Origin of the sequence: Micromonospora sp. NPDC049257, assembly GCF_040678915.1 — a bacterium.
Taxonomy (GTDB): domain Bacteria; phylum Actinomycetota; class Actinomycetes; order Mycobacteriales; family Micromonosporaceae; genus Micromonospora; species Micromonospora antibiotica.
This window is the reverse complement of the sequence record NZ_JBFAQU010000005.1, coordinates 209,560-230,070: the sequence shown is the minus strand read 5'-3', so window position 1 is coordinate 230,070 and position 20,511 is coordinate 209,560. Positions and strand designations below refer to the sequence as shown.

Below are 20,511 nucleotides of genomic sequence, written 5' to 3'. Positions count from 1 at the left end.
CCCTCCGGGCCGGCGTCGCCGTCTCGGGGCACCCCCGGCCGGCGTCGCCGTCTCGGGGCAGCAGCCCGGCGGCCGTCGGGCCCGGCCGACGTCACCCGCCGTCGGGGGCCGGTGGGTGGGGCTGCGGGCGGTGTGGGGGCGGGAAGTTCTCCGGGTCCGCAGGCGTTGTCCACAGGCGGTGGAGACTTCGTCCACAGCCTGTGGACAACCCACGGGACCCCCCGGAGGGCGTTGCGCACCCCGGGTGAATTTCGCTCTGCGCGTACAGGCTGGGGTGCCGGAACACCTCCTGAGCGCGGATGGTTGGTCAAAACGACGTCGGAACGGCTCGGTACGAGGAGACACGACCTCAGCGGAGTCGGTCAGCGGCGATAGAGTAAGGAGGTGCGGACGCCCGTCCCGGACGTCCGCGCACCGGCCCCGCCAAGATCTCGCAGTCGAGGCGCACGGCACGTGAGGAGCACGAGGGCATGTTCGAGCGGTTCACCGACCGAGCGCGACGGGTTGTCGTCCTGGCCCAAGAAGAGGCCCGGATGCTCAACCACAACTACATCGGTACGGAGCACATCCTGCTGGGCCTGATCCACGAGGGTGAGGGCGTCGCCGCCAAGGCCCTGGAGAGCCTCGGCATCTCCCTGGAGGGCGTCCGTCAGCAGGTCGAGGAGATCATCGGCCAGGGCCAGCAGGCGCCGAGCGGGCACATCCCGTTCACGCCCCGGGCCAAAAAGGTGCTGGAGCTGTCCCTGCGCGAGGCGCTGCAGCTCGGCCACAACTACATCGGCACGGAGCACATCCTGCTCGGGCTGATCCGCGAGGGTGAGGGCGTCGCCGCCCAGGTGCTGGTGAAGCTGGGCGCCGACCTCAACCGGGTCCGCCAGCAGGTGATCCAGCTCCTCTCCGGCTACCAGGGCAAGGAGCCGGCCGCCGCCGGCACCGCGCCGGGCGAGGCCGCCCCGTCGACCAGCCTCGTGCTGGACCAGTTCGGTCGTAACCTGACTCAGGCTGCCCGTGAGGGCAAGCTCGACCCGGTGATCGGGCGCGAGAAGGAGATCGAGCGGGTCATGCAGGTGCTGTCCCGCCGCACCAAGAACAACCCGGTCCTGATCGGTGAGCCCGGCGTCGGCAAGACCGCCGTGGTGGAGGGCCTGTCCCAGAAGATCATCAAGGGCGAGGTGCCCGAGACGCTCAAGGACAAGCAGCTCTACACCCTCGACCTCGGTGCCCTGGTCGCCGGCTCCCGCTACCGGGGTGACTTCGAGGAGCGCCTCAAGAAGGTGCTCAAGGAGATCCGCACCCGGGGCGACATCATCCTGTTCATCGACGAGATCCACACCCTGGTCGGTGCGGGTGCCGCCGAGGGCGCGATCGACGCGGCGAGCATCCTCAAGCCGATGCTGGCCCGTGGTGAGCTCCAGACCATCGGCGCGACCACCCTCGACGAATACCGCAAGCACCTGGAGAAGGACGCCGCTCTGGAGCGTCGTTTCCAGCCGATCCAGGTGGGTGAGCCGTCGCTGGCCCACACCATCGAGATCCTCAAGGGCCTGCGGGACCGCTACGAGGCGCACCACCGCGTCTCGATCACGGACGCCGCCCTGGTGGCTGCCGCGACGCTGGCCGACAGGTACATCTCCGACCGGTTCCTGCCGGACAAGGCGATCGACCTGATCGACGAGGCCGGGGCCAGGATGCGCATCCGCCGGATGACCGCGCCGCCAGACCTGCGTGACTTCGACGAGCGGATCGCCCAGGTGCGCCGCGACAAGGAGTCCGCGATCGACGCGCAGGACTTCGAGCGGGCCGCCCAGCTGCGGGACAAGGAGAAGCAGCTCCTGGGGCAGAAGGCGCAGCGGGAGAAGGAATGGAAGGCCGGTGACCTGGACGTCGTCAGCGAGGTCGACGACGAGCAGATCGCCGAGGTCCTGGGCAACTGGACCGGTATCCCGGTCTACAAGCTGACCGAGGAGGAGACCTCCCGGCTGCTGCGGATGGAAGACGAGCTGCACAAGCGCGTCATCGGCCAGGAGGACGCGGTCAAGGCGGTGTCGAAGGCGATCCGGCGTACCCGGGCCGGCCTGAAGGACCCGAAGCGGCCGTCCGGCTCGTTCATCTTCGCCGGCCCGTCCGGTGTGGGTAAGACCGAGCTGTCCAAGGCGCTCGCCGAGTTCCTGTTCGGCAGCGAGGACGCGCTGATCCAGCTGGACATGTCCGAGTTCCACGACCGCTACACGGTCTCCCGCCTGGTCGGGGCCCCTCCCGGCTACGTCGGCTACGACGAGGGTGGCCAGCTGACCGAGAAGGTCCGTCGTCGGCCGTTCTCGGTGGTGCTCTTCGACGAGATCGAGAAGGCCCACCCGGACGTGTTCAACACCCTGCTGCAGATCCTGGAGGACGGCCGGCTCACCGACGGCCAGGGTCGGATCGTGGACTTCAAGAACACGGTCATCATCCTGACCACCAACCTGGGCACCCGGGACGTCGCCAAGGCGGTGTCGTTGGGCTTCCAGCAGTCGGAGGACTCCGAGTCCACCTACGACCGGATGAAGCAGAAGGTCAACGACGAGCTGAAGCAGCACTTCCGGCCCGAGTTCCTCAACCGGATCGACGACACCATCGTCTTCCACCAGCTGCGGCAGAACGAGATCCTCTCGATCGTGGACATCATGATCCAGCGGATCGAGGGCCAGCTCCGCAACAAGGACATGGGTCTGGAGCTGACCGACAACGCCAAGAAGTACCTGTCCAAGAAGGGCTTCGACCCGGTGCTGGGGGCCCGTCCGCTGCGTCGGACGATCCAGCGTGACATCGAGGACAACCTCTCCGAGCGGATCCTGTTCAACGAGCTGACCCCCGGTCAGATCGTGGTGGTGGACTGCGAGGGGGACCCGGAGGACATCGAGAAGTCGAAGTTGGTCTTCCACGGCTCGGACCGCCCGGACGAGGTGCCGGACGCCGTCCCGGCCGACCTGGGTGGCACCGCCACCGCCGGTGAGTAGGACCTGACGGGTCGGTAGGACAGAGCACGAGGGCGACGGCCCGGTGGCGCGAGCCACCGGGCCGTCGCCCTTTCTGCCTGCCGTCGGCCAGCGCAGCCCTCGGCGGGGGCGGGTCAGCCGGGAATCGGTTGGGTGGCGGGACCATCCCCGATGAGCCGGAAATGCTCCTCGCCGACCGGCTCCACCATGCCGTCCTTGACCAGCGCGGCGAGTGCCCGGGCCCGTTGCACGTCGTCGTGCCACACCTGGTCGAGCCGCTGGTGCGGCACCGGGCCGGTGGCGTCCCGGAGCACCCCGAGCAGCAGCCCGCGCACCTGACGGTCGGTGCCCGCGTACCGCTGGGTCTTGCGGGTCGGCCCGGTGGGCGCCGCCTGGCCGGAGGCCCGCCAGGCGCAGACCGCCTCGACCGGGCAGGCCGGACAACGCGGTGAACGGGCGGTGCAGACGATCGCACCGAGTTCCATGAAGGCTGCGCTGGCCAGGGCCGCGGCGGCCGGTTCGACCGGCAGCAGCTCCGCGCAGGCGACCAGGTCGGCCGGGGTGGTGGCCGGGCCGGCATCCGGTGCACCGGCGACGGCCCGGGAGACGACCCGCCGGACGTTCGTGTCGACCACCGGGTGCCGCTGACCGTAGGCGAACGCGGCGACCGCCCGCGCGGTGTACGTCCCGATGCCGGGCAACGCCAGCAACTGGTCCAGTTGGTCGGGCACCCGCCCGCCGTGCCGCTCCACGATCGCCACCGCGCACTCGCGCAGCCGTACCGCCCGGCGGGGGTAGCCGAGCCGACCCCACATCCGGATCGCCTCGGCCGGGGTGTCGGCGGCGAGGGCGGCGGGATCGGGCCAGCGGGTGAGCCAGGCGTGCCAGGCGGGCAGGACGCGCACCACCGGCGTCTGTTGGAGCATGACCTCGCTGACCAGGATCGGCCAGGCCCCGATGCCGGGCGTCCGCCAGGGCAGGTCGCGGGCGTTCTGCTCGTACCACCGGCTGACCAGGGTGGTGAAGGTCGGTTCAGTCATCGCGCCGACGATGATGTCACGCGATGCCTTCCCGCTGATTGGGCGGGCCGGGCGGGGCGTCACCGGACCGCCGGGCGGATCGGGCAGAATGCCCGGATGAGCGAGCTCGCGATCACCGTCATCGGTCGGGACCGGCCCGGCATCGTGGCCGACGTGGCCGAGGTGCTCGCCCGGCTCGGCGCGAACCTCACCGACTCGACCATGACCCGGTTGCGCGGTCACTTCGCGATGACGTTGATCTGTGTCGGCCCGGCCGCCGCCGAGGTCGAGGCCGCCCTGACGCCGCTGGCCGCCGACGGCCAACTCCTGGCCACCGTACGCGCGGTCACCCCGGACGGTACGACGGCTCCGGCGGGTGAGCCGTACGTGCTGGCGGTGCACGGCGCGGACCGGATGGGCATCGTGGCGGCGATGACCCGGGTGGTCGCCGAGAGCGGCGGCAACGTGACGGATCTTTCCACCCGGTTGGCCGGTCCGCTCTACGTGGTGGTGGCCGAGGTGGACCTGCCGCCGGGCAGCGCCGACGACCTGGCCGTCCGACTCGCCGGGGTCGCCGCCGACCTGGGTGTCGGGTTCTCCCTGCGCCCCGCCGACCCGGACCTCCTGTGAGCGCGAGGAGTGAGCCGGGGTTGCGAGCCCCGCAGTCGCGAGCGCGGGTGGGTGTTGTGAGCGCGAGGAGTGAGCGGGTTGTGCGAGCCCCGCAGTCGCGAGCGCGGGTGGGTGTTGTGAGCGCGAGGAGTGAGCCGGGTTTGCGAGCCCCGCAGTCGCGAACCGAGGTGAACCCGTGAGCGAGGAACCGTACACCGGGCTCGGTGGCTGGACTCCGGCGGCGTTGGGGGTGCCGGGGGAGGTGCGTCGGGTGGTGTGTGCCCCCGAGCCGGTGCTGAGCCGGCCGGGACCGCAGGTCGACCCGACCACCGAGGAGACCGTCCGGCTGGCGGCCGACCTGGTGGCCACGATGCGGGTGTCGCCTGGCTGTGTGGGGTTGGCGGCACCGCAGGTCGGGGTGGGTGCGCAGGTGTTCGCGGTGGATGTGACCGGTCACCCCAAGGCGGTGACGGTGCATGGCACGTTCGTGCTCTGCAACGCCCGGGTGGTGGAGGCGAGCCGTTGGAAGCCGGGCCGGGAGGGCTGCATGTCGGTGCCGGATCTGACCGGTGACGTGAAGCGGGCCAGCCGGTTGGTGGTCGAGGGGGCGTTGCCCGGCAGCGGCGCGTTGGTCCGGCTGGTCACCGACGGCTTCGAGGCCCGTGCCCTGCAACACGAGATCGACCACTGCGCCGGGCTGCTCTTCCTGGACCGGGTGGCCAGCGCGCACGCGGTGTATCAGCGCAAGGTCTACCTGTGACGCGGGTCGGGGCGGATTCCGGGTGACTGTCGTGAGTGGAGTGCGGTTTCCCCGCCGCCGGCCGATGCCCGGCGAGTCGTGGTCGGTCCTCGTGCGTCACGCCGCTACGGTGGGGGCATCATGCGTCTGACGGTCGGTCCCCTGCCCTCCGCCGTGTACTGGCGGCGTCGCGCCGTCGTACTCGGAGCGGGGCTTCTCTTCCTGGTTGTCCTGCTCTATTCGTGTACCCGATCGGGGGACACCGGCACCACACGGGGTGCCGGGGGCCCGACGTCGGCCCCGGCGGCGGGCGGGGCCTCCCCGACGGTCGCGTCGCCGGCCCCCGGGTCCGCGTCGCCGTCGGGTGCGGCCGGTGCGCCGGACTCGTCGGCCGCGTCGAGCGCCGAGCCGGGCACGAACAGCGCGCCGTCGGCCGCTGCGCCTGCGCCGACGAATCCGGCCCGGGCGGACGACGGGACCTGCACCAACAGCGAGGTCCAGGTGACCCCGGTGGCGCTCCCGGCCGAGGTGCGCCAGGGTGCCCCGGTCGACCTGACCCTCAAGATCAAAAATACGTCCCAGCGGACCTGTAGCCGGGACGTCGGTGCGGACGTGCAGGAGTTGTTCATCAAGTCCGGCGCGGAGAAGGTCTGGTCCTCGGACACCTGCGGCACCGGCAAGGGCTCCGACGTGCAGTCCTTCACCCCCGGCTTCGAACGGACCTACCAGCTCACCTGGAACGGCATGGACGCCAGCCGCTGTAGCCAGGGGGTGGCCTCGGGCCCCAACCCGCCGGCCGGCACCTACCAGGTCTTCGCCCGGGTGGGCACCAAGTTGAGCGAGCCGGTCAAGCTGGTCGTCACCGGCTGATCCCGGAGGTGCCGACCGGCACCGACGAGCCGGTCAGCCCGGGTGGCCCACCCCGGTCAGACGTAGCGTTCCAGGATGGACGCCTCGGCCAACCGGGACAGCCCCTCCCGTACGCCCCGGGCCCGCGCGTCGCCGACCCCCTCGACGGCCTGGAGATCCTCCACGGTGGCCCCGAGCAGCCGTTGGAGGCTGCCGAAGTGCAGCACCAGCCGGTCGACGATGGCCACCGGCAGCCGGGGCACCTTGGCCAGCAACCGGAACCCGCGGGGGCTGACCGCCGCGTCGAGCGCGTCGGAGGCGGCCGGGTAACCGATCGCCTTGGCGACCGCGACCAGGTCGATCAGCTCGGTCGCGCCGAGCAGGTCCAACTCGACGAGAGCCTCGTCGAGGGTGCGCGACTTGCGGCCGGTGGGCAGGTAGTCGCGAATGACCAGGGTACGGTCGGCGTCGACACCGGCCATCAGTTCGTCGAGTTGCAGGGCGAGCAGGCGGCCGTCGGTGCCCAGCTCGACCACGTAACCGGCGATCTCGTCGGCGATCCGGCGGACCATCTCCAGCCGCTGCACGACGGCGACGGCGTCCCGGACGGTGACCAGGTCCTCGATCTCCAGCGCGGACAGGGTGCCGGAGACCTCGTCGAGGCGGAGCTTGTAGCGCTCCAGGGTGGCCAGGGCCTGGTTGGCCCGGGAGAGGATCGCCGCCGAGTCGTCCAGGACGTGCCGTTGCCCGTTGACGTAGAGGCTGATGATCCGCATCGACTGGCTGACCGAGATGACCGGGTAGCCGGTCTGCCGGGCCACCCGCTCCGCGGTGCGGTGCCGGGTGCCGGACTCCTCGGTGGGGATGGACGGGTCGGGCATCAGGTGCACCCCGGCCTGCACGATCCGGGTGCCGTCGCTGGACAGCACCACCGCGCCGTCCATCTTGCACAGCTCGCGGACCCGGGTCGCGGAGAACTCGACGTCCATCGGGAAGCCACCGGTGCAGATCCCGTCGACGACCTTGTCGTAGCCGAGGACGATCAGTGCGCCCGTACGACCGCGCAGGATGCGTTCGAGCCCGTCGCGCAGGGCGGTACCGGGCGCCATCAGGGCGAGGTTGGCCCGCAGCGGATCACCGGCACTGCCGGTGGCCCCGGCCACGCTCACGCTGATCGGACGGGTGGGTGAGCCCACGGCGGCGGCGCGGGTGTGGGGCGTCGCGCCGGCAGGCTTGGCGGCGTCGCGGTCGGTCGGCACGCGCACAGTCTACGGACTGCCCTGCGGTGGGTGCTCTCGTGGTTACTGTGATGTGCCACGGCGTCGGATTTTCCCACCCGCCTGACCTGGCGGGCGTTGTCCGGTATGGCCTGACCGGTCCCCGGCGCTTCGCCACCGTCCGTCACTCAGCGGATGCGCGGGCGACCGCCCGGAGCGCCGACCGGACATCCGTGACCTCGATCACCCGCATGGTGTCCGGGCCGGCGCCGGTGCTCTCGGGGCCGCATCCGGTGGGGACGAGGGCCGTCCGGAAGCCCAGCCGGGCCGCCTCGGCGAGTCGCCGGGGGACCGCGCCGACCCGGCGCACCTCACCGGTCAGCCCGACCTCGCCGATCGCCACCAGGTGGGGCGCGATGGACAGGTTGAGCCCGCCGGAGGCGACCGCCAGCGCGACCGCGAGATCGGCGGCCGGCTCGACCACCCGGATCCCGCCGACGGTGGCCGCGAAGACCTCCCGGTCGTGCAGGGTCAGCCGCTCGGTGCGGCGTTGCAGCACCGCCAGCACCATCGCCAACCGGGCCCCGTCGAGCCCCGAGACCGTACGCCGGGGCGAGCCGGCCACCGTAGCGCCGATCAGTGCCTGCACCTCGGTCAGCAGCGCCCGCCGCCCCTCCATCGCCACCGTGACGCAGGTGCCCGGGACGGGCTCGGAATAGCGGGTGAGGAAAAGCCCGGACGGGTCGGCCAGGCTGCTGATGCCCCCCTCGTGCATCTCGAAGCAGCCGACCTCGTCGGCCGCGCCGAACCGGTTCTTGACGCCCCGGACCATCCGCAGCGAGGAATGCTTGTCGCCCTCGAAGTGCAGCACCACGTCGACCAGGTGCTCCAGCACCCGGGGCCCGGCGACCTGGCCGTCCTTGGTGACGTGGCCGACCAGCACGGTGGCGATGCCGCGTTCCTTGGCGACCGCGACGAGGGCGGCGGTGACGGCCCGCACCTGGGTCACCCCGCCCTGCACCCCTTCGCTGCCGGTGGTGGAGATGGTCTGCACCGAGTCGAGGACCAGCAGGCCCGGCTTGACCGCGTCGAGGTGGCCCAGCACGGCGCTCAGGTCGCTCTCGGCGGCCAGCCAGAGCTGCTCGTGCAGGGCCCCCATCCGCTCGGCGCGCAGCCGGACCTGACTGACCGACTCCTCGCCGCTGACCACCAGCGACGGGCTGCCGGCGGTGGCCGCCCACTGCTGCGCCACGTCGAGCAGCAGGGTGGACTTGCCCACCCCGGGCTCCCCGGCGAGCAGGACCACCGCGCCGGGGACCAGGCCGCCGCCGAGGACCCGGTCGAGTTCGCTGACCCCGGTGGGTCGGGCCCGTGCCGGGGCGGCACTGATCGTGGCGATCGGTCGGGCCGGCTCGGCCGGCATCCGGGAGCTGACCACCCGACCGGAGACGACCGGGCCGGTGACCGTGCACTCGACCACCGAACCCCACTCGCCACACTCCGGGCAGCGACCCACCCACTTGGGTGGCTGGTGGCCGCAGGCGTCGCACGCGTAGGCGGGGCGGGGCTCACGGGTGGCCCGGCTCCGGGACGCGCCGGACGCGCCACGGGCGGGAGTCGATCGGGGGGTGGTCACCCCAGGACGCTAACCCTCACCGGTGACGAAAACACCGCCGGCGTGGTCGTCGCCACGCCGGCGGTGCCGGTGTCTCGCTCGCGGGGTCAGCCGCCGTGGCCGGAGCTGCCCTCCTGGCCGCTCTCCTCGCCACCCTCGCGGTGCACGATCGGGGAGGCCGGGGGCGCCGGGCTCAGCGGCACCCCGACCGGGACCGGGGTGCTGACGGTACGACCGCCGCCGAAGTCGAAGGTCAGGTTGACCTGCTGGCCGGTGCGCAGCGCCTCGTTGATCCCGATGAGCTGGAGGTGCTGGCCGTTCTGCACGTTGAGCTGCACGTAGCTCAGCGCCGGGATCTCGATCCGGGCCGGCTGACCGGCGGGCGCGGACGGGGAGGCACCCTCGGACGGGGAGCCACCCTCGGACGGGGAGGCACCCTCGGACGGGGAGGCACCCTCGGACGGGGAGGCGTTGCCGTCCGGGGAGGTGGTCTCCGCCGGGGAGGCGCTGCCCGACGGCGAGGCGCTCTCGGCCGGGGAGGCGGAACCGGAGGGGCTGGCCGAGCCGGTGGCCCCGGTGAGCACGATCTGCCGGGCGCTGTCGGTGGTGACGGTGACGGTGACCGGGTCCCGGGTGTCGTTGTAGATCACCGCGTTGAGCGCGGCGTTCGCACCGGCGGCGAGGCCGCTGTCACCCGGGTACGCGACGTAGAGGCCGCGCACCTTGTAGGCGTTGTCCGACGTCTGGACGTTCACACCCTGGACCGACGGCTGCTTGTTGGCGGTCTCGGACACCTGGCCCGCCCCGCAGCCCGTGGCCAGCAGGGCGGTCGCCCCCGCCAGGCCGACCAGCAGCAGGGTGGCCCGCCGGGAACCCCTGATCGAGCGCGTCACGTCGGTCCTCCTCGTCACGATCCCCACCCGGTGCATGCCCCGGGCGCGGGGTGGTCATACCCGCGCAGACCGCGCTCCAGGGTAGTTGGGGCTGATCGAGGACCGCACACGGACCCGGTGCCGCCACCCGGGCGGGTGCCGCTCAGATCACCCGACCGCTCGCCACCAGCAGCACCACATCGATCAGGGCCACCACCAGCACCGCCCGGAAGGCGGCCACCGAGCGGCCGTCGCGGCGGGTGGCGGCGCGGCCCGCGTACCAGCCGACGGCCGGCACCGCGACGGCCGCCGCGACGGCCGACCAGCCGACCCACGACGGTGGCCCGGGTGGCCCGAGGACCAGGGCGACGGTGGCGGCGAACAGCAGCCCGGCGGCGGCCAGCCGGCTCCCGGTGGCGCCGAGCAGGTGCGGTAACCCGCGCACCCCGGTACGGGCGTCGTCGGCCAGGTCGGGCAGCACGTTGGCGAAGTGCGCGCCGGCACCCAGGCAGGCCCCCGCGACGACCAGCCAGGCCGGTGGCGCGGGGGCACCCGGCAGGGCGAGGACCACGAAGGCGGGCAGCGAGCCGAAGGAGACCGCGTACGGCAGCACCGAGACCGGGGTGGACTTCAGCGGCCAGTCGTAGAGCAGCGCCGACACCAGGCCGAGGGTGAACCAGAACGCGGCGACCGGGTTGGTGGTCAGCGCCAGCAGCGGGGTGGCGAGCGCGGCCAGCACGGCGGCCACCACCACCGTCCGGCGACCCACCGCCCCGGCGGCGACCGGTTTGTCGGTACGCCCCACCGCGGCGTCCCGCCCGGCGTCCACCGCGTCGTTGGTCCAGCCGACGGCGAGCTGGCTGGCCAGCACGGTGAGCACCACGGCCACCGTCCCGGCCGGACGGTGGCCGACCCCGACGGCGAGCAGTCCGGCCACCGTGGTCACCGCCAGGCCGGGTTCCGGATGACTCGCCCTGACCAGCCCTAACACCGTCCGCGACATAAGGGAAGTCTGGTCGTTACCGGCCGGTCGTGCCACGCTCGATGCCATGCGTGACGGTCCGGTGTCCAACGGTGCCCGGGTGCTGCCCCCCAACGACCCTCGCCAGTACGACGACCTGGCCGGCGAGTGGTGGCGGCCCGACGGCGCCTTCGCGATGCTGCACTGGCTGGCCCGGGCCCGCGCCGCCCTGGTGCCACCGGCGTTCCGGCCCGACGCGGTCCTGGTCGACCTGGGCTGCGGTGCCGGGCTGATGGCCCCGCACCTGGTCGGCAAGGGCTACCGGCACGTCGGGGTGGACCTCACCCGGTCGGCCCTGGAGCAGGCGGCGGCGCACGGCGTCACCGCGCTCGCCGGTGACGTCACGGCGGTGCCGCTCACCGACGGGTGCGCCGACGTGGTCGCGGCCGGTGAGGTGCTGGAGCACGTGCCCGACTGGCGGGCGGCGGTCGCCGAGGCGTGCCGCCTGCTGCGCCCCGGTGGACTGCTCGTGCTGGACACCCTCAACGACACGCTGCTGGCCCGGCTGGTCGCGGTGGAGCTGGGTGAACGCCTGCCCACCGTGCCCCGGGGCATCCACGACCCACGGTTGTTCGTGGACGACCGGGCGCTGGTCGTCGAGTGCGCCAGACACGGCGTCGCCCTGCGGGTACGGGGGGTGCGGCCGGGGCTGCGGGCGACGCTGGGCTGGCTGGTGCGGCGTACCCGTGGGGGTGCCGCCCGCGACGTCTCCCACGACGGGCCCGCGATCCGTCCGACCTGGTCGACGGCGGTGCTCTACCAGGGCCGGGGGGTCCGGCACGGCTAGCCGCCCCGGTTCGGGGTACCAGGAACACCCAGGAAGGGGACCGTATGACTGTGGACGCTCTGGCGGCGGCCCGCCGGTTGGCGCCGAGGTTCGCCGCGCGGGCGGCCGGGCACGACCGGGAGGGCACGTTCCCGGCCGACGACTTCGCCGACCTGCGGGAGTCCGGGCTGTTCGGGCTGATGGTCCCGGCCGGGCTGGGTGGCGCGGACGCCTCCTTCGCCGGGTACGCGGCGGTCGCCACCGAGCTGGCCCGGGGCAACGGCGCGACCGCGCTGGTGTTCAACATGCACGCCTCGGTCACCGGCGCGCTCGGCGCGGTCACCGAGGAGCTGGCCGAGGCGCTGGGCGTCCCGGACGAGGCGTTGGTCGCCCGGGACCGGCTGCTGCGCGCGGCGGCCGAGGGCGCCTGGTACGCGGTGGCGATGAGCGAGCGCGGCGCGGGGGCCCGGTTGTCCCGGCTCAGCACGGTCTACGAACCGGTCGACGGCGGCTGGCGGATCAAGGGGAGCAAGACGTTCTGCTCCGGGGCGGGGCACGCCGACGGTTACCTGGTGGCCGCCCGCAGCGCCGCCGACCCGTCGGTGGTCTCCCAGTTCCTGGTGCCCGCCGGGGACGGGGTGACCGTGGAGCCGACCTGGGACGCGCTGGGGATGCGGGCCACCTCGTCGCACGACCTGCACCTGGACGTGACGGTGCCGGCGGACCGGTTGCTCGGTGGGGTGGAGGGGCTGGCCCTGGTCGTCGCCCAGCTCATGCCGCACTGGCTGGTGGCCAGCTACGCCGCCGTCTACGTGGGGGTGGCCCGGGCGGCGGTGGACGCCGCCGCCGAGCACCTCACCGCGCGGGACCTCGGTGGCCTGCCTGCGGTGCGGGCCCGGCTCGGCCGGGCCGACGCGGCGGTGGCGGCGGCGCAGCTGGTGGTGGCCGAGGCGGCCCGCCGGGTCGACGACGCCCCCGGCGACGCCGAGACGAACCGGTGGGTGTGGCGGGCCAAGCTGCTCGCCGGCACCACGGCGGCGGAGGTGGCGGCGTCCATGCTGGAGGCGGCCGGCACCTCGGCCACCCGGCGGGGGCACCCGCTGGAACGGCTCTACCGGGACGCCCGCTGCGGCTCGCTGCATCCGGCCACCTCGGACGTGTGCGCCGACTGGCTCGGGGTGGCGGTGCTCGGGGGTGACCCGGACCGCGACGGAACGGCCCCTCGTTGGTGAGGGTGACGGAGGTCGGCGTGGCCGCCGGACGGGCAGTGTGGACGAGAGGTGGGGACAGATGGCCGTGCCGTTGATCGCGGGGCTGGGGGCGGCACATCCGCCCGGCGCCCGGCAGGACGAACTCTGGGCTGGCTACTTCGCGGAGCACTTCTCGGGTCCCACCCGGGCCCTGGCCGAGCGGATCTTCGCCAACTCGGGGGTGTCGCACCGGCAGGCGGCGGTCAACCCGTTGCTGGAGGACGTCTCCGACTGGCCGACCGACCGGCGGATGCGGCGCTACCAGGTGGAGGCGCTGCCGTTGGGCAAGGAGGCGATCGGCCGGGCGCTGACCGCCGCCGGCCTCGCGGCGGGCGACCTCGGACTGTTCGTGGTCTGCTCCTGCACCGGTTACGCCACCCCCGGGCTGGACATCCTCCTCGCCCGTGACCTCGGCATGGCTGCGCAGACCCAGCGGATGTTCGTCGGGCACATGGGCTGTTACGCGGCCCTGCCCGGGTTGGGTGCGGCGGGCGACTTCGTCACCGCGCGGGGCCGGCCGGCGCTGCTGCTCTGTGCCGAGCTGACCAGTCTGCACATCCAGCCGGCGTCGGCCCGGATGGACACCCAGCAGATCGTCTCGCACGCCCTGTTCTCCGACGCCGCGGTGGCCACCGTGCTGGTCCCGGGGACCGAAACCACCGACCGGGGGTACGCGCTGCGCGAGGTCGCCTCGGTCACCGACACCTCGACGGCCGACCACATGACCTGGGACGTCACCGACACGGGTTTCCGGATGGGCCTGTCGCCGAAGGTGCCGCAGGTGCTCTCGGCGCACGTCCGGGGGCTGGTGGACGGTCTGCTGACCCGGCACGGCACGACGATCGCCGAGGTGGACGGCTGGGCGGTGCACCCGGGCGGGCCGCGCATCCTCAACGTGGTGGAGCGGGAACTGGCCCTGCCCGCCGACGCGCTGGCGGCCTCCCGGGCGGTCCTCGACGAGCACGGCAACTGCTCGTCGCCGACGGTGCTGCTGATCCTGGACCGGCTGTTGCGTGCGGCGGTGCCGCCCCGGTGGGTCGTGCTGCTCGCCTTCGGCCCGGGACTGACCCTCTACGCCGCCCTACTCGAACGCCGACCCTGACCTGACCGCCGGCCCTGTGCCGGGCCCCGGTCCGGAACCCCGGCCCCGGGGTGGTCGGTGCCGCCCGGCGAGCCCAGCGGGTCCGGCACCCCGGGCCGGCGGACGGCTGGCCCGGGGCACCGGCGTGTGGGCAGATGACCTGGTCGGGGAGGGTGCGGTCGGCGCTGCGCCGAGCGTCGTCGTCGGCTCCTGGTTACCCTCGCCGGGTGGGGGTCGAGAGGGGCGGCAGTGATCGGCTGCGCGGTGCGGTGCTGGCCGGCGCGGCCCTGATCGCCCTGGTCGGGGGCGGCTGGTGGTGGTCGGCCGCCGCCCCTGCGGTCGACCCGGTCGGGTCGGCGGGGACGGTGTCCCCGGCACCGTCGGCCCTCGCGGAGGCCACCCGGCGGGTGGTGGTGCTCGACAGCCGCACCGGGCGGGTGCTGGGCTCGACCGAACTGCCCGGCTCCTCCGGTGACCCGGACGTGGGGCTGCCGACGTTCACCGACACCATGTGGCGGGAACGGATGACCCTGGTGTCCGGCCGGGCGCCGGTCCTGCGGGAGTCGGCCCCCGACGGCGCACGGCACCTGTTCCAGTACCGCTGCTCGGGCGACGGGACGCTGCTGGTCTCGGTGCTGCACGACGATCCGCCGCAGCGCCGGCAGGCGGACTGCGACGGCGAGCTGGTCGCCTGGGAGCTGACCGGCCTGCTGGGTGGCACCCGGTTGGAGTTCTCGGCGGTGGGCCCCGGCTCGGTCGAGTTGGAGGCGCAGGTCGTCGCGCTGCCCTGAGCGGGCCGGTCGACGTGCCGCCGGCAGCGGCCCCGGGTCCGGGCGGCCCCGGGTCCGGGCGGCCCCGGGTCCGGGCGGCTCTGGTCCTGGGCGGCCTGCGTCCTGGGCGGCCTGCGTCCTGGGCGGGCGGCCCCGGGTCAGCCGGCGAGCCGGACCAGGTCGTTCCGGTAGTCGGCGGCGGCACCCAGCTCGGGCAGCACCCGGACCACGGTGCCGGCCCGGTCCACCAGCAGGGCCGGGGCGGTGTCGGGTCGGGCGGTCAGGTGCAGCGCGGCGCGTAGTTCCCCGGCGGGGTCGGCGAGGGCGCGGACCGGACCGCCGACCGGCGGGGCGGGCGTCACCTCACGTCCGCCGGCGACGGTGACCACCTGCACGCCGTCGGGTGCCGCGCTGGCGGCGGCGGCCACCTGCGCGGCACACGCGCAGCCGTCCACCAGAACGATCATCGCGGGCAGCAGGCCGCGCAGCGGCACCGGTGTCTGGTCGACGTCGACCAGGTCCAGCGCGGGCAGCGACCGCCCGACCAGGGGTGCCGGGGTAGCCGACTGCGGCAGGACGGTGGGGCGGTCGGTGCCCCGCGACGACCGGGGCCAGGTGACGGTGACCAGGCCGACGCTGGTGGCGAGCACCGCCACCAGCAGCAACAGCAGGGGCAGCCCGAGCGGTGGCCGGCCGTCGGGGCGGGCGGTCAGCCCCAGCCGGCGTCGCCAGCGGGTGGCCGAGGTGCGTCGGCGCAGCTCGCGACGGAGCTGGGCGGCCTCCTCGGCCAGCGCCGACGCGTCGTCCGGCACGACCACCCGGCCCCACTCCGGCGGCAGGTCGGGCAGTTCCTCGGACGGACCCTGTCCCTCGGCGTCGGGCTTGCCCATCGGACCCCCCGGTAAGCGGTGCGGCGAGCGGTGTGCGGTACCCCTCCAGCGTCCCGCACGGACCCTCCTGCCGCTAGACCTGGGCGGTGCGGACGCCCGCGGGCTACCATGGGAAGAGCGCATAGCCCGAGAAATCCACGCTCCGATCACCCGTACCGGGTTGTCATCTGCTGCTCACGGAGCGTGTTTGAACCACTGGTTTGGCCGCCTGTCAAGCCGAAGCAACACCTCTCACAGGGCCCCTGAGCTGCGCCAACGGTCAGGACGGCAGCGGGACATTGGTGCCTGAGCGTGTTACCCTAGACACAGCGAAAGGGGTTTCGAACCTATGGTTTTCAGCGTCGGCGAGACCGTTGTTTACCCCCACCACGGGGCCGCACTCATCGAGGCAATCGAGACTCGGGTCATCAAGGGTGAGCCCAGGGAATACCTGGTCCTCAGGGTCGCACAGGGTGACCTGACGGTCCGGGTGCCCGCCGAGAACGCCGAGATCGTGGGTGTGCGCGAGGTGGTCGGCGAAGAGGGCCTGGGAAAGGTCTTCGACGTGCTCCGTGCACCGCACACCGAAGAGCCGACCAACTGGTCGCGGCGTTACAAGGCGAATCTGGAAAAGCTGGCCTCCGGCAACCCGCTGAAGGTCGCCGAGGTCGTCCGCGACCTGTGGCGTCGGGAGCGGGAGCGGGGCCTTTCCGCAGGTGAGAAGCGCATGCTCGCCAAGGCCCGCGACATTCTCGTCGGCGAGGTCGCGCTGGCCGAGAAGAGCACCAAGGACGAGGCGGAGACGCTGCTCGACAAGGTCCTCACCGAGGCCTGATCCGACCGCATCGTCGTACCCACCCCGCAGCGAAGAATTCCCGAGGACCGCGACGTGACCGCGCAGCTCAATCCGCGCGGTGACGTCGCGGTCCTCGTTCCTGCGGCCGGTGCCGGGGTACGCCTCGGTCCGGGCGGTCCCAAGGCGCTCCGGCTCCTCGGCGGTGAACCCCTGTTGGTGCACGTGGTACGCCGGATCGCCGCCGCCCCGTCGGTGCACACCGTCGTCGTCGCCGCGCCGGCCACCGAGGTCGACGCCGTCCGGCAGTTGCTGACCCCGGTCGCCCCGGTCCTGGTGGTGGCGGGCGGTGCCGAACGCCAGGCGTCGGTGGCGAACGCGCTGGCGGCGGTGCCGTCCGGCCCCGACATCGTGCTGGTGCACGACGCGGCGCGGGCGCTCACCCCACCCGCGCTCGTCGAGGCGGTGGCGGCAGCAGTCCGGGCCGGGCACGACGCGGTGATCCCGGTCCTCCCCGTCAGCGACACGATCAAGCAGGTGGACGCTGCCGGCGTCGTCCTCGCCACCGTCGACAGGTCCGCCCTGCGGGCCGTGCAGACCCCGCAGGGGTTCCGCCGGGAGGTGCTCGCCGCCGCACACGCCGCCGCCGGTGACCCGCTCACCGACGACGCCGGACTGGTCGAGCAGCAGGGCGTACCGGTGTTCTGCGTCCCCGGCTCCGAGTACGCGCTGAAAGTCACCCGCCCGTTCGACCTGACCCTGGCCGAGCACCTGCTGGCCGCCGGGCACTGACGCGTACCCTCGATCCATGATCGTTCCCCGGGTCGCCGTCGGCACCGACATCCACGCCTTCGCGGCAGGCCGGCCGTGCTGGCTGGCCGGCCTGCACTGGCCGGGCGAGGACGGCCTGGCCGGGCACTCCGACGCCGACGTGGTCGCGCACGCCGCCTGCAACGCGCTGCTCTCCGCCGCCGGGCTCGGTGATCTCGGGGCGAACTTCGGGGTGGCCGAGCCGGAGTGGGCCGCCGCCTCCGGGGTGGCGCTGCTCACCGAGTCCGCCCGTCGGGTCCGCGCCGCCGGGTACGCGATCGGCAACGTCTCCGTGCAGGTCGTGGGCAACCGGCCCCGGATCGGGCCACGGCGCGACGAGGCGCAGCAGGTGCTCTCCGCGGCGGTCGGCGCACCGGTCACCGTCACCGCCGCCACCAGCGACGGCCTCGGTTTCACCGGGCGGGGCGAGGGCCTCGCCGGTATCGCGGTGGCCCTGGTCTATGACGCGGCGGCCGGGTAGGGCCGCGATGACCGACGACGAGTCGCCCCTCGACGGCTACCGGCAGCGGGCCCAGCTCCTGGCAGAGTTGGGCCGCCACGACGAGGCCACCGAGGAGTTGGGCTTCGCGCTCGCCCTGGCCCCCGCCGACCCGGCCGCGCTGACGCTGCTGGCCCGGCTGCACCTCGCCGCCGGCCGCCCCGGCGAGGCGCTCGCCGCCGCCGACGCGGCGATCGCCCCACCCCGCCCCGACACCTCACCCCGCCCCGACACCCCACCGCTCCCCGGACCGCCGCACCCGCCTGTGCCCCCAGGCCCGCCTGTGCCGCCTGGTGCGGCTGTGTCCTCGGGCCCGCCCGTGTCCCCAGGCCCGGCTGTGCCGCCTGGTACGGCTGCGCCCCCAGGCCCGGCTGCGCCCTCGGGCCCGGCTGACCGGTCAGGTGGGCCGGCACCGGCCGGCCCTACCGGATCATGGGCGGCGCCGGGACAGGCGGGCCCTCCGACGTTGCCCGACCCGTCTGGATCGTCGCCGGACCGGCCCGGACCGCCTCTCGGCTCCGACCAGCCGGGGGCACCCTCCTTCCCCGGCCCGGCCGGTGCACCCGCCCCGGCCGGCGAATTCGGCCCGTCGGGGGAGGCCCCGGCGAGGGTGCCGGCCGCCGCACTGGTCGTCCGGGCGATCGCCCTCGCCGACCTGGGGGAGTACGCCGAGTCGGCGCGTACCGCCGATCGGATCCTGGCGGCCGGGCCGACCGACGCGTACGCCCAGCGGAGCGCGGCGGCGATCCTGGCCGAGGCGCGCAACGGCCAGCCGGCGCTGAACGCGGCCTGGCGTGGGGTGGAGCTGGCCCCCGACGAGCCGCAGGCGCACCTGGTGCTGGCCCTGGTCGCCGGCCGGCTGGAGTTGTTCGACCTGGCCGAACGGGCCTACCGGGAGGCGTTACGGCTCGATCCGGAGCTGGCTGAGGCGCGGCACGACCCGGGGGTGCTGCGGTTGGAGCGGCGGCGCTGGGTGCTGGCGTTGGAGCAGGTGGCCGCGTTGGCGCCGGTGCGGCCGGCGCGGGCGGAGAAGCTGCCGCTGTGGACCGGGCTGCGCCGGCTCGTCCTGGTCGGCAGCGGCTGGTCGCTGGTCGCCAGCCTGCTGCTCGCGTTCCTGGCCGCTGGCGGGGCGGGGGCGAGCCGGGTGGTGGCGGTGCTGGCGGCGGCCGGTGGCGCGCTGCTGGCCTGGCAGCTGTCCCGGCGGGTGCCCGAGCTGGGTCGGGTGGTCCTGCCGGCGCTGCGCCGCGAGGACCGCGCGTTGGCGTTCGCCGTGTACGCCGTCCCGGCCGGGCCGGCCCTGCTCCTGCTGTTCGCCCTGGTGGGCAGCCCGTGGCCGCTGGTGCTCGCGATCGCCCTCGCGGTGCCGGCCACCCTGATCGCCGCCACCCGTGCGGGCGTCGCCTAGCCTCGCGCCCCACCTCCGACCGGCGACGGCTGGGCGACCCGACGCGCCGGGAAGGCCGCTGCTCAGCGGTGCCTGATCGCGGCACCCGGCGGGTCAGGGCTGGCGGTTCCAGGTCCAGGCGTAGCCCGGGTCCTCGCACTCGACGGCGGCGTCGCAGAGGTCGAGGGGGCGGAAGGTGTCGACCATGACGGCCAGTTCGTCGAAGAAGTCGACGCCGATCGAGCGTTCCGCCGCGCCGGGCTGCGGGCCGTGGGTGAAGCCGGACGGGTGCAGCGAGATCGAGCCCTGCCCGATGCCGGAGCCGCGCCGGGCCTCGTAGTTGCCGCCGGTGTAGAAGAGCATCTCGTCGGAGTCGACGTTGTGGTGGTGGTAGGGCACCGGGATCGCATCCGGGTGGTAGTCGACCTTGCGGGGCACGAACGAGCAGATCACGAAGTTGGGGCCCTGGAAGGTCTGGTGCACCGGCGGCGGCTGGTGGAGGCGGCCGGTGATCGGCTCGAAGTCGTGGATGGAGAACGCCCACGGGTACTGGTGGCCGTCCCAGCCGACCACGTCGAACGGGTGGTGGGCGTAGACGTGCCGGGTCCAGGCGGTGCCGGTGGCCCGGGACCGGTGCCGGACCAGTACCTCCACGTCGGTGTCGTCGACCAGCAGCGGCGCGTCCGGCCCCCGGACGTCCCGCTCGCAGTAGGGGGAGTGTTCGAGGAACTGGCCGCGCACCGACAGGTAGCGCTTGGGTGGGCCGATGTGTCCGGTGGCCTCGATGGTCAGCAGCCGGACCGGGGTGTCGCCGGTGGGCACCAGCCGGTGGACCGTCGAGGTGGGGATGACCACGTAGTCGCCGGCGACCAGGTCGAGCGCGCCGAAGGTGGACTCCAGCCGCAGCGTGCCCGCCTCGACGTAGAGGCACTCGTCGCCGGTGGCGTTGCGGTAGAGCGGGGACGGCCGGTCGGCTAGCGCGTACCCGATCCGGACGTCGTCGTTGGCGAGCAGGTGACGCCGGCCGAGCACCGGGTCGGCCCCCGCGCCGTCGAGCTTGTGGGTCTGTAGGTGGCGCGGCTTGAGCGGGTGGTTGGGCAGCCGGGTGTACCCGGGCGGGGTGAACGCCTCGGCGGCGACGATCGCGGTCGGCGGGTGCCGGTGGTAGAGCAGGGACGAGTCGGCGGAGAAGCCCTCCTGGCCCATCAGCTCTTCGGTGTAGAGGGTGCCGTCGGGCTGGCGGAACTGGGTGTGCCGCTTACGGGGCACCTCGCCGACGCTGCGGTAGTACGGCATGTCGCCTCCCGTATTGTCCCGATATTCGGCCGGCGGCGTCCGATAGTCGGACGTTGCTGTCCGCTCCTTGACAGCGT

At 73.7% G+C, this 20,511-nt stretch carries 18 protein-coding genes and 2 pseudogenes; 13 read left to right on the top strand and 7 right to left on the bottom strand.

Features of this window, described 5'->3' with window-relative positions; genetic code table 11:
* Nucleotides 1-470: 470 nt before the first annotated feature.
* Nucleotides 471-2,996 (top strand): ATP-dependent Clp protease ATP-binding subunit, encoded by a 2,526-nt coding sequence (locus AB0K25_RS11215; RefSeq protein WP_219465060.1) that lies wholly within the window; start codon nt 471-473, stop codon nt 2,994-2,996.
* A gap of 113 nt (nt 2,997-3,109) precedes the next feature.
* Here AB0K25_RS11215 and AB0K25_RS11210 read toward each other — a convergent pair whose 3' ends face one another.
* The gene (locus AB0K25_RS11210; protein ID WP_219465058.1) at nt 3,110-4,015 is read right to left on the bottom strand and encodes an A/G-specific adenine glycosylase; all 906 of its coding nucleotides are present in this window, start codon (nt 4,013-4,015) and stop codon (nt 3,110-3,112) included.
* Nucleotides 4,016-4,111: 96 nt separating this feature from the next.
* On the opposite strand from AB0K25_RS11210, the gene AB0K25_RS11205 reads away from it, so the two are divergent.
* The 3 genes from AB0K25_RS11205 (at nt 4,112) to AB0K25_RS11195 (ending at nt 6,212) form a co-directional block, all read left to right on the top strand.
* Entirely contained in the window at nt 4,112-4,624 is a 513-nt protein-coding gene (locus AB0K25_RS11205) for an ACT domain-containing protein (RefSeq protein WP_208567768.1), read from the top strand.
* Between the two features lie 175 nt (nt 4,625-4,799).
* On the top strand, nt 4,800-5,363 hold the full coding sequence (locus tag AB0K25_RS11200) for a peptide deformylase (protein WP_219465056.1): 564 nt from the start codon (nt 4,800-4,802) through the stop codon (nt 5,361-5,363).
* A gap of 120 nt (nt 5,364-5,483) precedes the next feature.
* Nucleotides 5,484-6,212 (top strand): hypothetical protein, encoded by a 729-nt coding sequence (locus AB0K25_RS11195; RefSeq protein WP_357536456.1) that lies wholly within the window; start codon nt 5,484-5,486, stop codon nt 6,210-6,212.
* Nucleotides 6,213-6,268: 56 nt separating this feature from the next.
* Here AB0K25_RS11195 and disA read toward each other — a convergent pair whose 3' ends face one another.
* From disA to AB0K25_RS11175, 4 genes are all read right to left on the bottom strand, one after another.
* Nucleotides 6,269-7,450: a DNA integrity scanning diadenylate cyclase DisA gene (gene disA, locus AB0K25_RS11190; RefSeq protein WP_208567771.1), complete on the bottom strand. Its 1,182-nt coding sequence runs from the start codon at nt 7,448-7,450 to the stop codon at nt 6,269-6,271.
* Between the two features lie 142 nt (nt 7,451-7,592).
* Nucleotides 7,593-9,044: a DNA repair protein RadA gene (gene radA, locus AB0K25_RS11185; RefSeq protein ID WP_363819812.1), complete on the bottom strand. Its 1,452-nt coding sequence runs from the start codon at nt 9,042-9,044 to the stop codon at nt 7,593-7,595.
* A gap of 86 nt (nt 9,045-9,130) precedes the next feature.
* Nucleotides 9,131-9,916, bottom strand: coding sequence for a hypothetical protein (locus AB0K25_RS11180; RefSeq protein ID WP_363819809.1), 786 nt, complete (start codon nt 9,914-9,916; stop codon nt 9,131-9,133).
* A gap of 142 nt (nt 9,917-10,058) precedes the next feature.
* Nucleotides 10,059-10,898, bottom strand: coding sequence for a UbiA family prenyltransferase (locus tag AB0K25_RS11175; protein ID WP_363819806.1), 840 nt, complete (start codon nt 10,896-10,898; stop codon nt 10,059-10,061).
* 46 nt (nt 10,899-10,944) lie between these two features.
* Between AB0K25_RS11175 and AB0K25_RS11170 the strand changes: the two genes are divergently transcribed.
* From AB0K25_RS11170 to AB0K25_RS11155, 4 genes are all read left to right on the top strand, one after another.
* Nucleotides 10,945-11,703 (top strand): methyltransferase domain-containing protein, encoded by a 759-nt coding sequence (locus AB0K25_RS11170; protein ID WP_363819803.1) that lies wholly within the window; start codon nt 10,945-10,947, stop codon nt 11,701-11,703.
* Between the two features lie 44 nt (nt 11,704-11,747).
* Nucleotides 11,748-12,914 (top strand): acyl-CoA dehydrogenase family protein, encoded by a 1,167-nt coding sequence (locus tag AB0K25_RS11165; RefSeq protein WP_357536451.1) that lies wholly within the window; start codon nt 11,748-11,750, stop codon nt 12,912-12,914.
* 58 nt (nt 12,915-12,972) lie between these two features.
* Nucleotides 12,973-14,034, top strand: a complete 1,062-nt coding sequence (locus AB0K25_RS11160; protein WP_363819800.1) for a 3-oxoacyl-[acyl-carrier-protein] synthase III C-terminal domain-containing protein — start codon at nt 12,973-12,975, stop codon at nt 14,032-14,034.
* A 206-nt stretch (nt 14,035-14,240) separates the two neighbouring features.
* The gene (locus AB0K25_RS11155; RefSeq protein ID WP_363819797.1) at nt 14,241-14,804 is read left to right on the top strand and encodes a hypothetical protein; all 564 of its coding nucleotides are present in this window, start codon (nt 14,241-14,243) and stop codon (nt 14,802-14,804) included.
* Nucleotides 14,805-14,941: 137 nt separating this feature from the next.
* Here the strand turns inward: AB0K25_RS11155 and AB0K25_RS11150 are convergent, their stop codons facing one another.
* On the bottom strand, nt 14,942-15,673 hold the full coding sequence (locus AB0K25_RS11150; RefSeq protein WP_208567779.1) for a hypothetical protein: 732 nt from the start codon (nt 15,671-15,673) through the stop codon (nt 14,942-14,944).
* 328 nt (nt 15,674-16,001) lie between these two features.
* Here AB0K25_RS11150 and AB0K25_RS11145 point away from each other — a divergent pair, with 328 nt between their 5' ends.
* The 5 genes and pseudogenes from AB0K25_RS11145 to AB0K25_RS11125 all read left to right on the top strand — a co-directional run.
* Nucleotides 16,002-16,487: a CarD family transcriptional regulator gene (locus AB0K25_RS11145; protein WP_013288937.1), complete on the top strand. Its 486-nt coding sequence runs from the start codon at nt 16,002-16,004 to the stop codon at nt 16,485-16,487.
* 54 nt (nt 16,488-16,541) lie between these two features.
* Nucleotides 16,542-17,237, top strand: a complete 696-nt coding sequence (gene ispD / locus AB0K25_RS11140) for a 2-C-methyl-D-erythritol 4-phosphate cytidylyltransferase (protein ID WP_208567780.1) — start codon at nt 16,542-16,544, stop codon at nt 17,235-17,237.
* Between the two features lie 16 nt (nt 17,238-17,253).
* The gene (gene ispF, locus AB0K25_RS11135; protein WP_357536445.1) at nt 17,254-17,736 is read left to right on the top strand and encodes a 2-C-methyl-D-erythritol 2,4-cyclodiphosphate synthase; all 483 of its coding nucleotides are present in this window, start codon (nt 17,254-17,256) and stop codon (nt 17,734-17,736) included.
* Between the two features lie 7 nt (nt 17,737-17,743).
* Nucleotides 17,744-17,977 (top strand): annotated as a pseudogene (locus AB0K25_RS11130) (tetratricopeptide repeat protein); the annotation flags it as partial.
* Between the two features lie 399 nt (nt 17,978-18,376).
* A pseudogene (locus AB0K25_RS11125) lies at nt 18,377-19,159 on the top strand (hypothetical protein); the annotation flags it as partial.
* A 93-nt stretch (nt 19,160-19,252) separates the two neighbouring features.
* On the opposite strand, the gene AB0K25_RS11120 reads toward AB0K25_RS11125, so the two are convergent.
* Nucleotides 19,253-20,434 carry a cupin domain-containing protein gene (locus AB0K25_RS11120; RefSeq protein WP_357536443.1) on the bottom strand — a complete coding sequence of 394 codons (1,182 nt, stop codon included), beginning with the start codon at nt 20,432-20,434 and terminating at the stop codon, nt 19,253-19,255.
* Between the last annotated feature and the right edge of the window lie 77 nt (nt 20,435-20,511).

Excerpts from the sequence above, each read along its gene's own strand:
- AB0K25_RS11215 (WP_219465060.1), top strand. The coding sequence starts at position 471 with ATGTTCGAGCGGTTCACCGACCGAGCGCGACGGGTTGTCGTCCTGGCC.
- AB0K25_RS11210 (WP_219465058.1), bottom strand. The coding sequence starts at position 4,015 with ATGACTGAACCGACCTTCACCACCCTGGTCAGCCGGTGGTACGAGCAG.
- AB0K25_RS11205 (WP_208567768.1), top strand. The coding sequence starts at position 4,112 with ATGAGCGAGCTCGCGATCACCGTCATCGGTCGGGACCGGCCCGGCATC.
- AB0K25_RS11195 (WP_357536456.1), top strand. The coding sequence starts at position 5,484 with ATGCGTCTGACGGTCGGTCCCCTGCCCTCCGCCGTGTACTGGCGGCGT.
- AB0K25_RS11175 (WP_363819806.1), bottom strand. The coding sequence starts at position 10,898 with ATGTCGCGGACGGTGTTAGGGCTGGTCAGGGCGAGTCATCCGGAACCC.
- AB0K25_RS11170 (WP_363819803.1), top strand. The coding sequence starts at position 10,945 with ATGCGTGACGGTCCGGTGTCCAACGGTGCCCGGGTGCTGCCCCCCAAC.
- AB0K25_RS11165 (WP_357536451.1), top strand. The coding sequence starts at position 11,748 with ATGACTGTGGACGCTCTGGCGGCGGCCCGCCGGTTGGCGCCGAGGTTC.
- AB0K25_RS11160 (WP_363819800.1), top strand. The coding sequence starts at position 12,973 with ATGGCCGTGCCGTTGATCGCGGGGCTGGGGGCGGCACATCCGCCCGGC.
- AB0K25_RS11150 (WP_208567779.1), bottom strand. The coding sequence starts at position 15,673 with ATGGGCAAGCCCGACGCCGAGGGACAGGGTCCGTCCGAGGAACTGCCC.
- AB0K25_RS11145 (WP_013288937.1), top strand. The coding sequence starts at position 16,002 with ATGGTTTTCAGCGTCGGCGAGACCGTTGTTTACCCCCACCACGGGGCC.
- ispF (WP_357536445.1), top strand. The coding sequence starts at position 17,254 with ATGATCGTTCCCCGGGTCGCCGTCGGCACCGACATCCACGCCTTCGCG.
- AB0K25_RS11120 (WP_357536443.1), bottom strand. The coding sequence starts at position 20,434 with ATGCCGTACTACCGCAGCGTCGGCGAGGTGCCCCGTAAGCGGCACACC.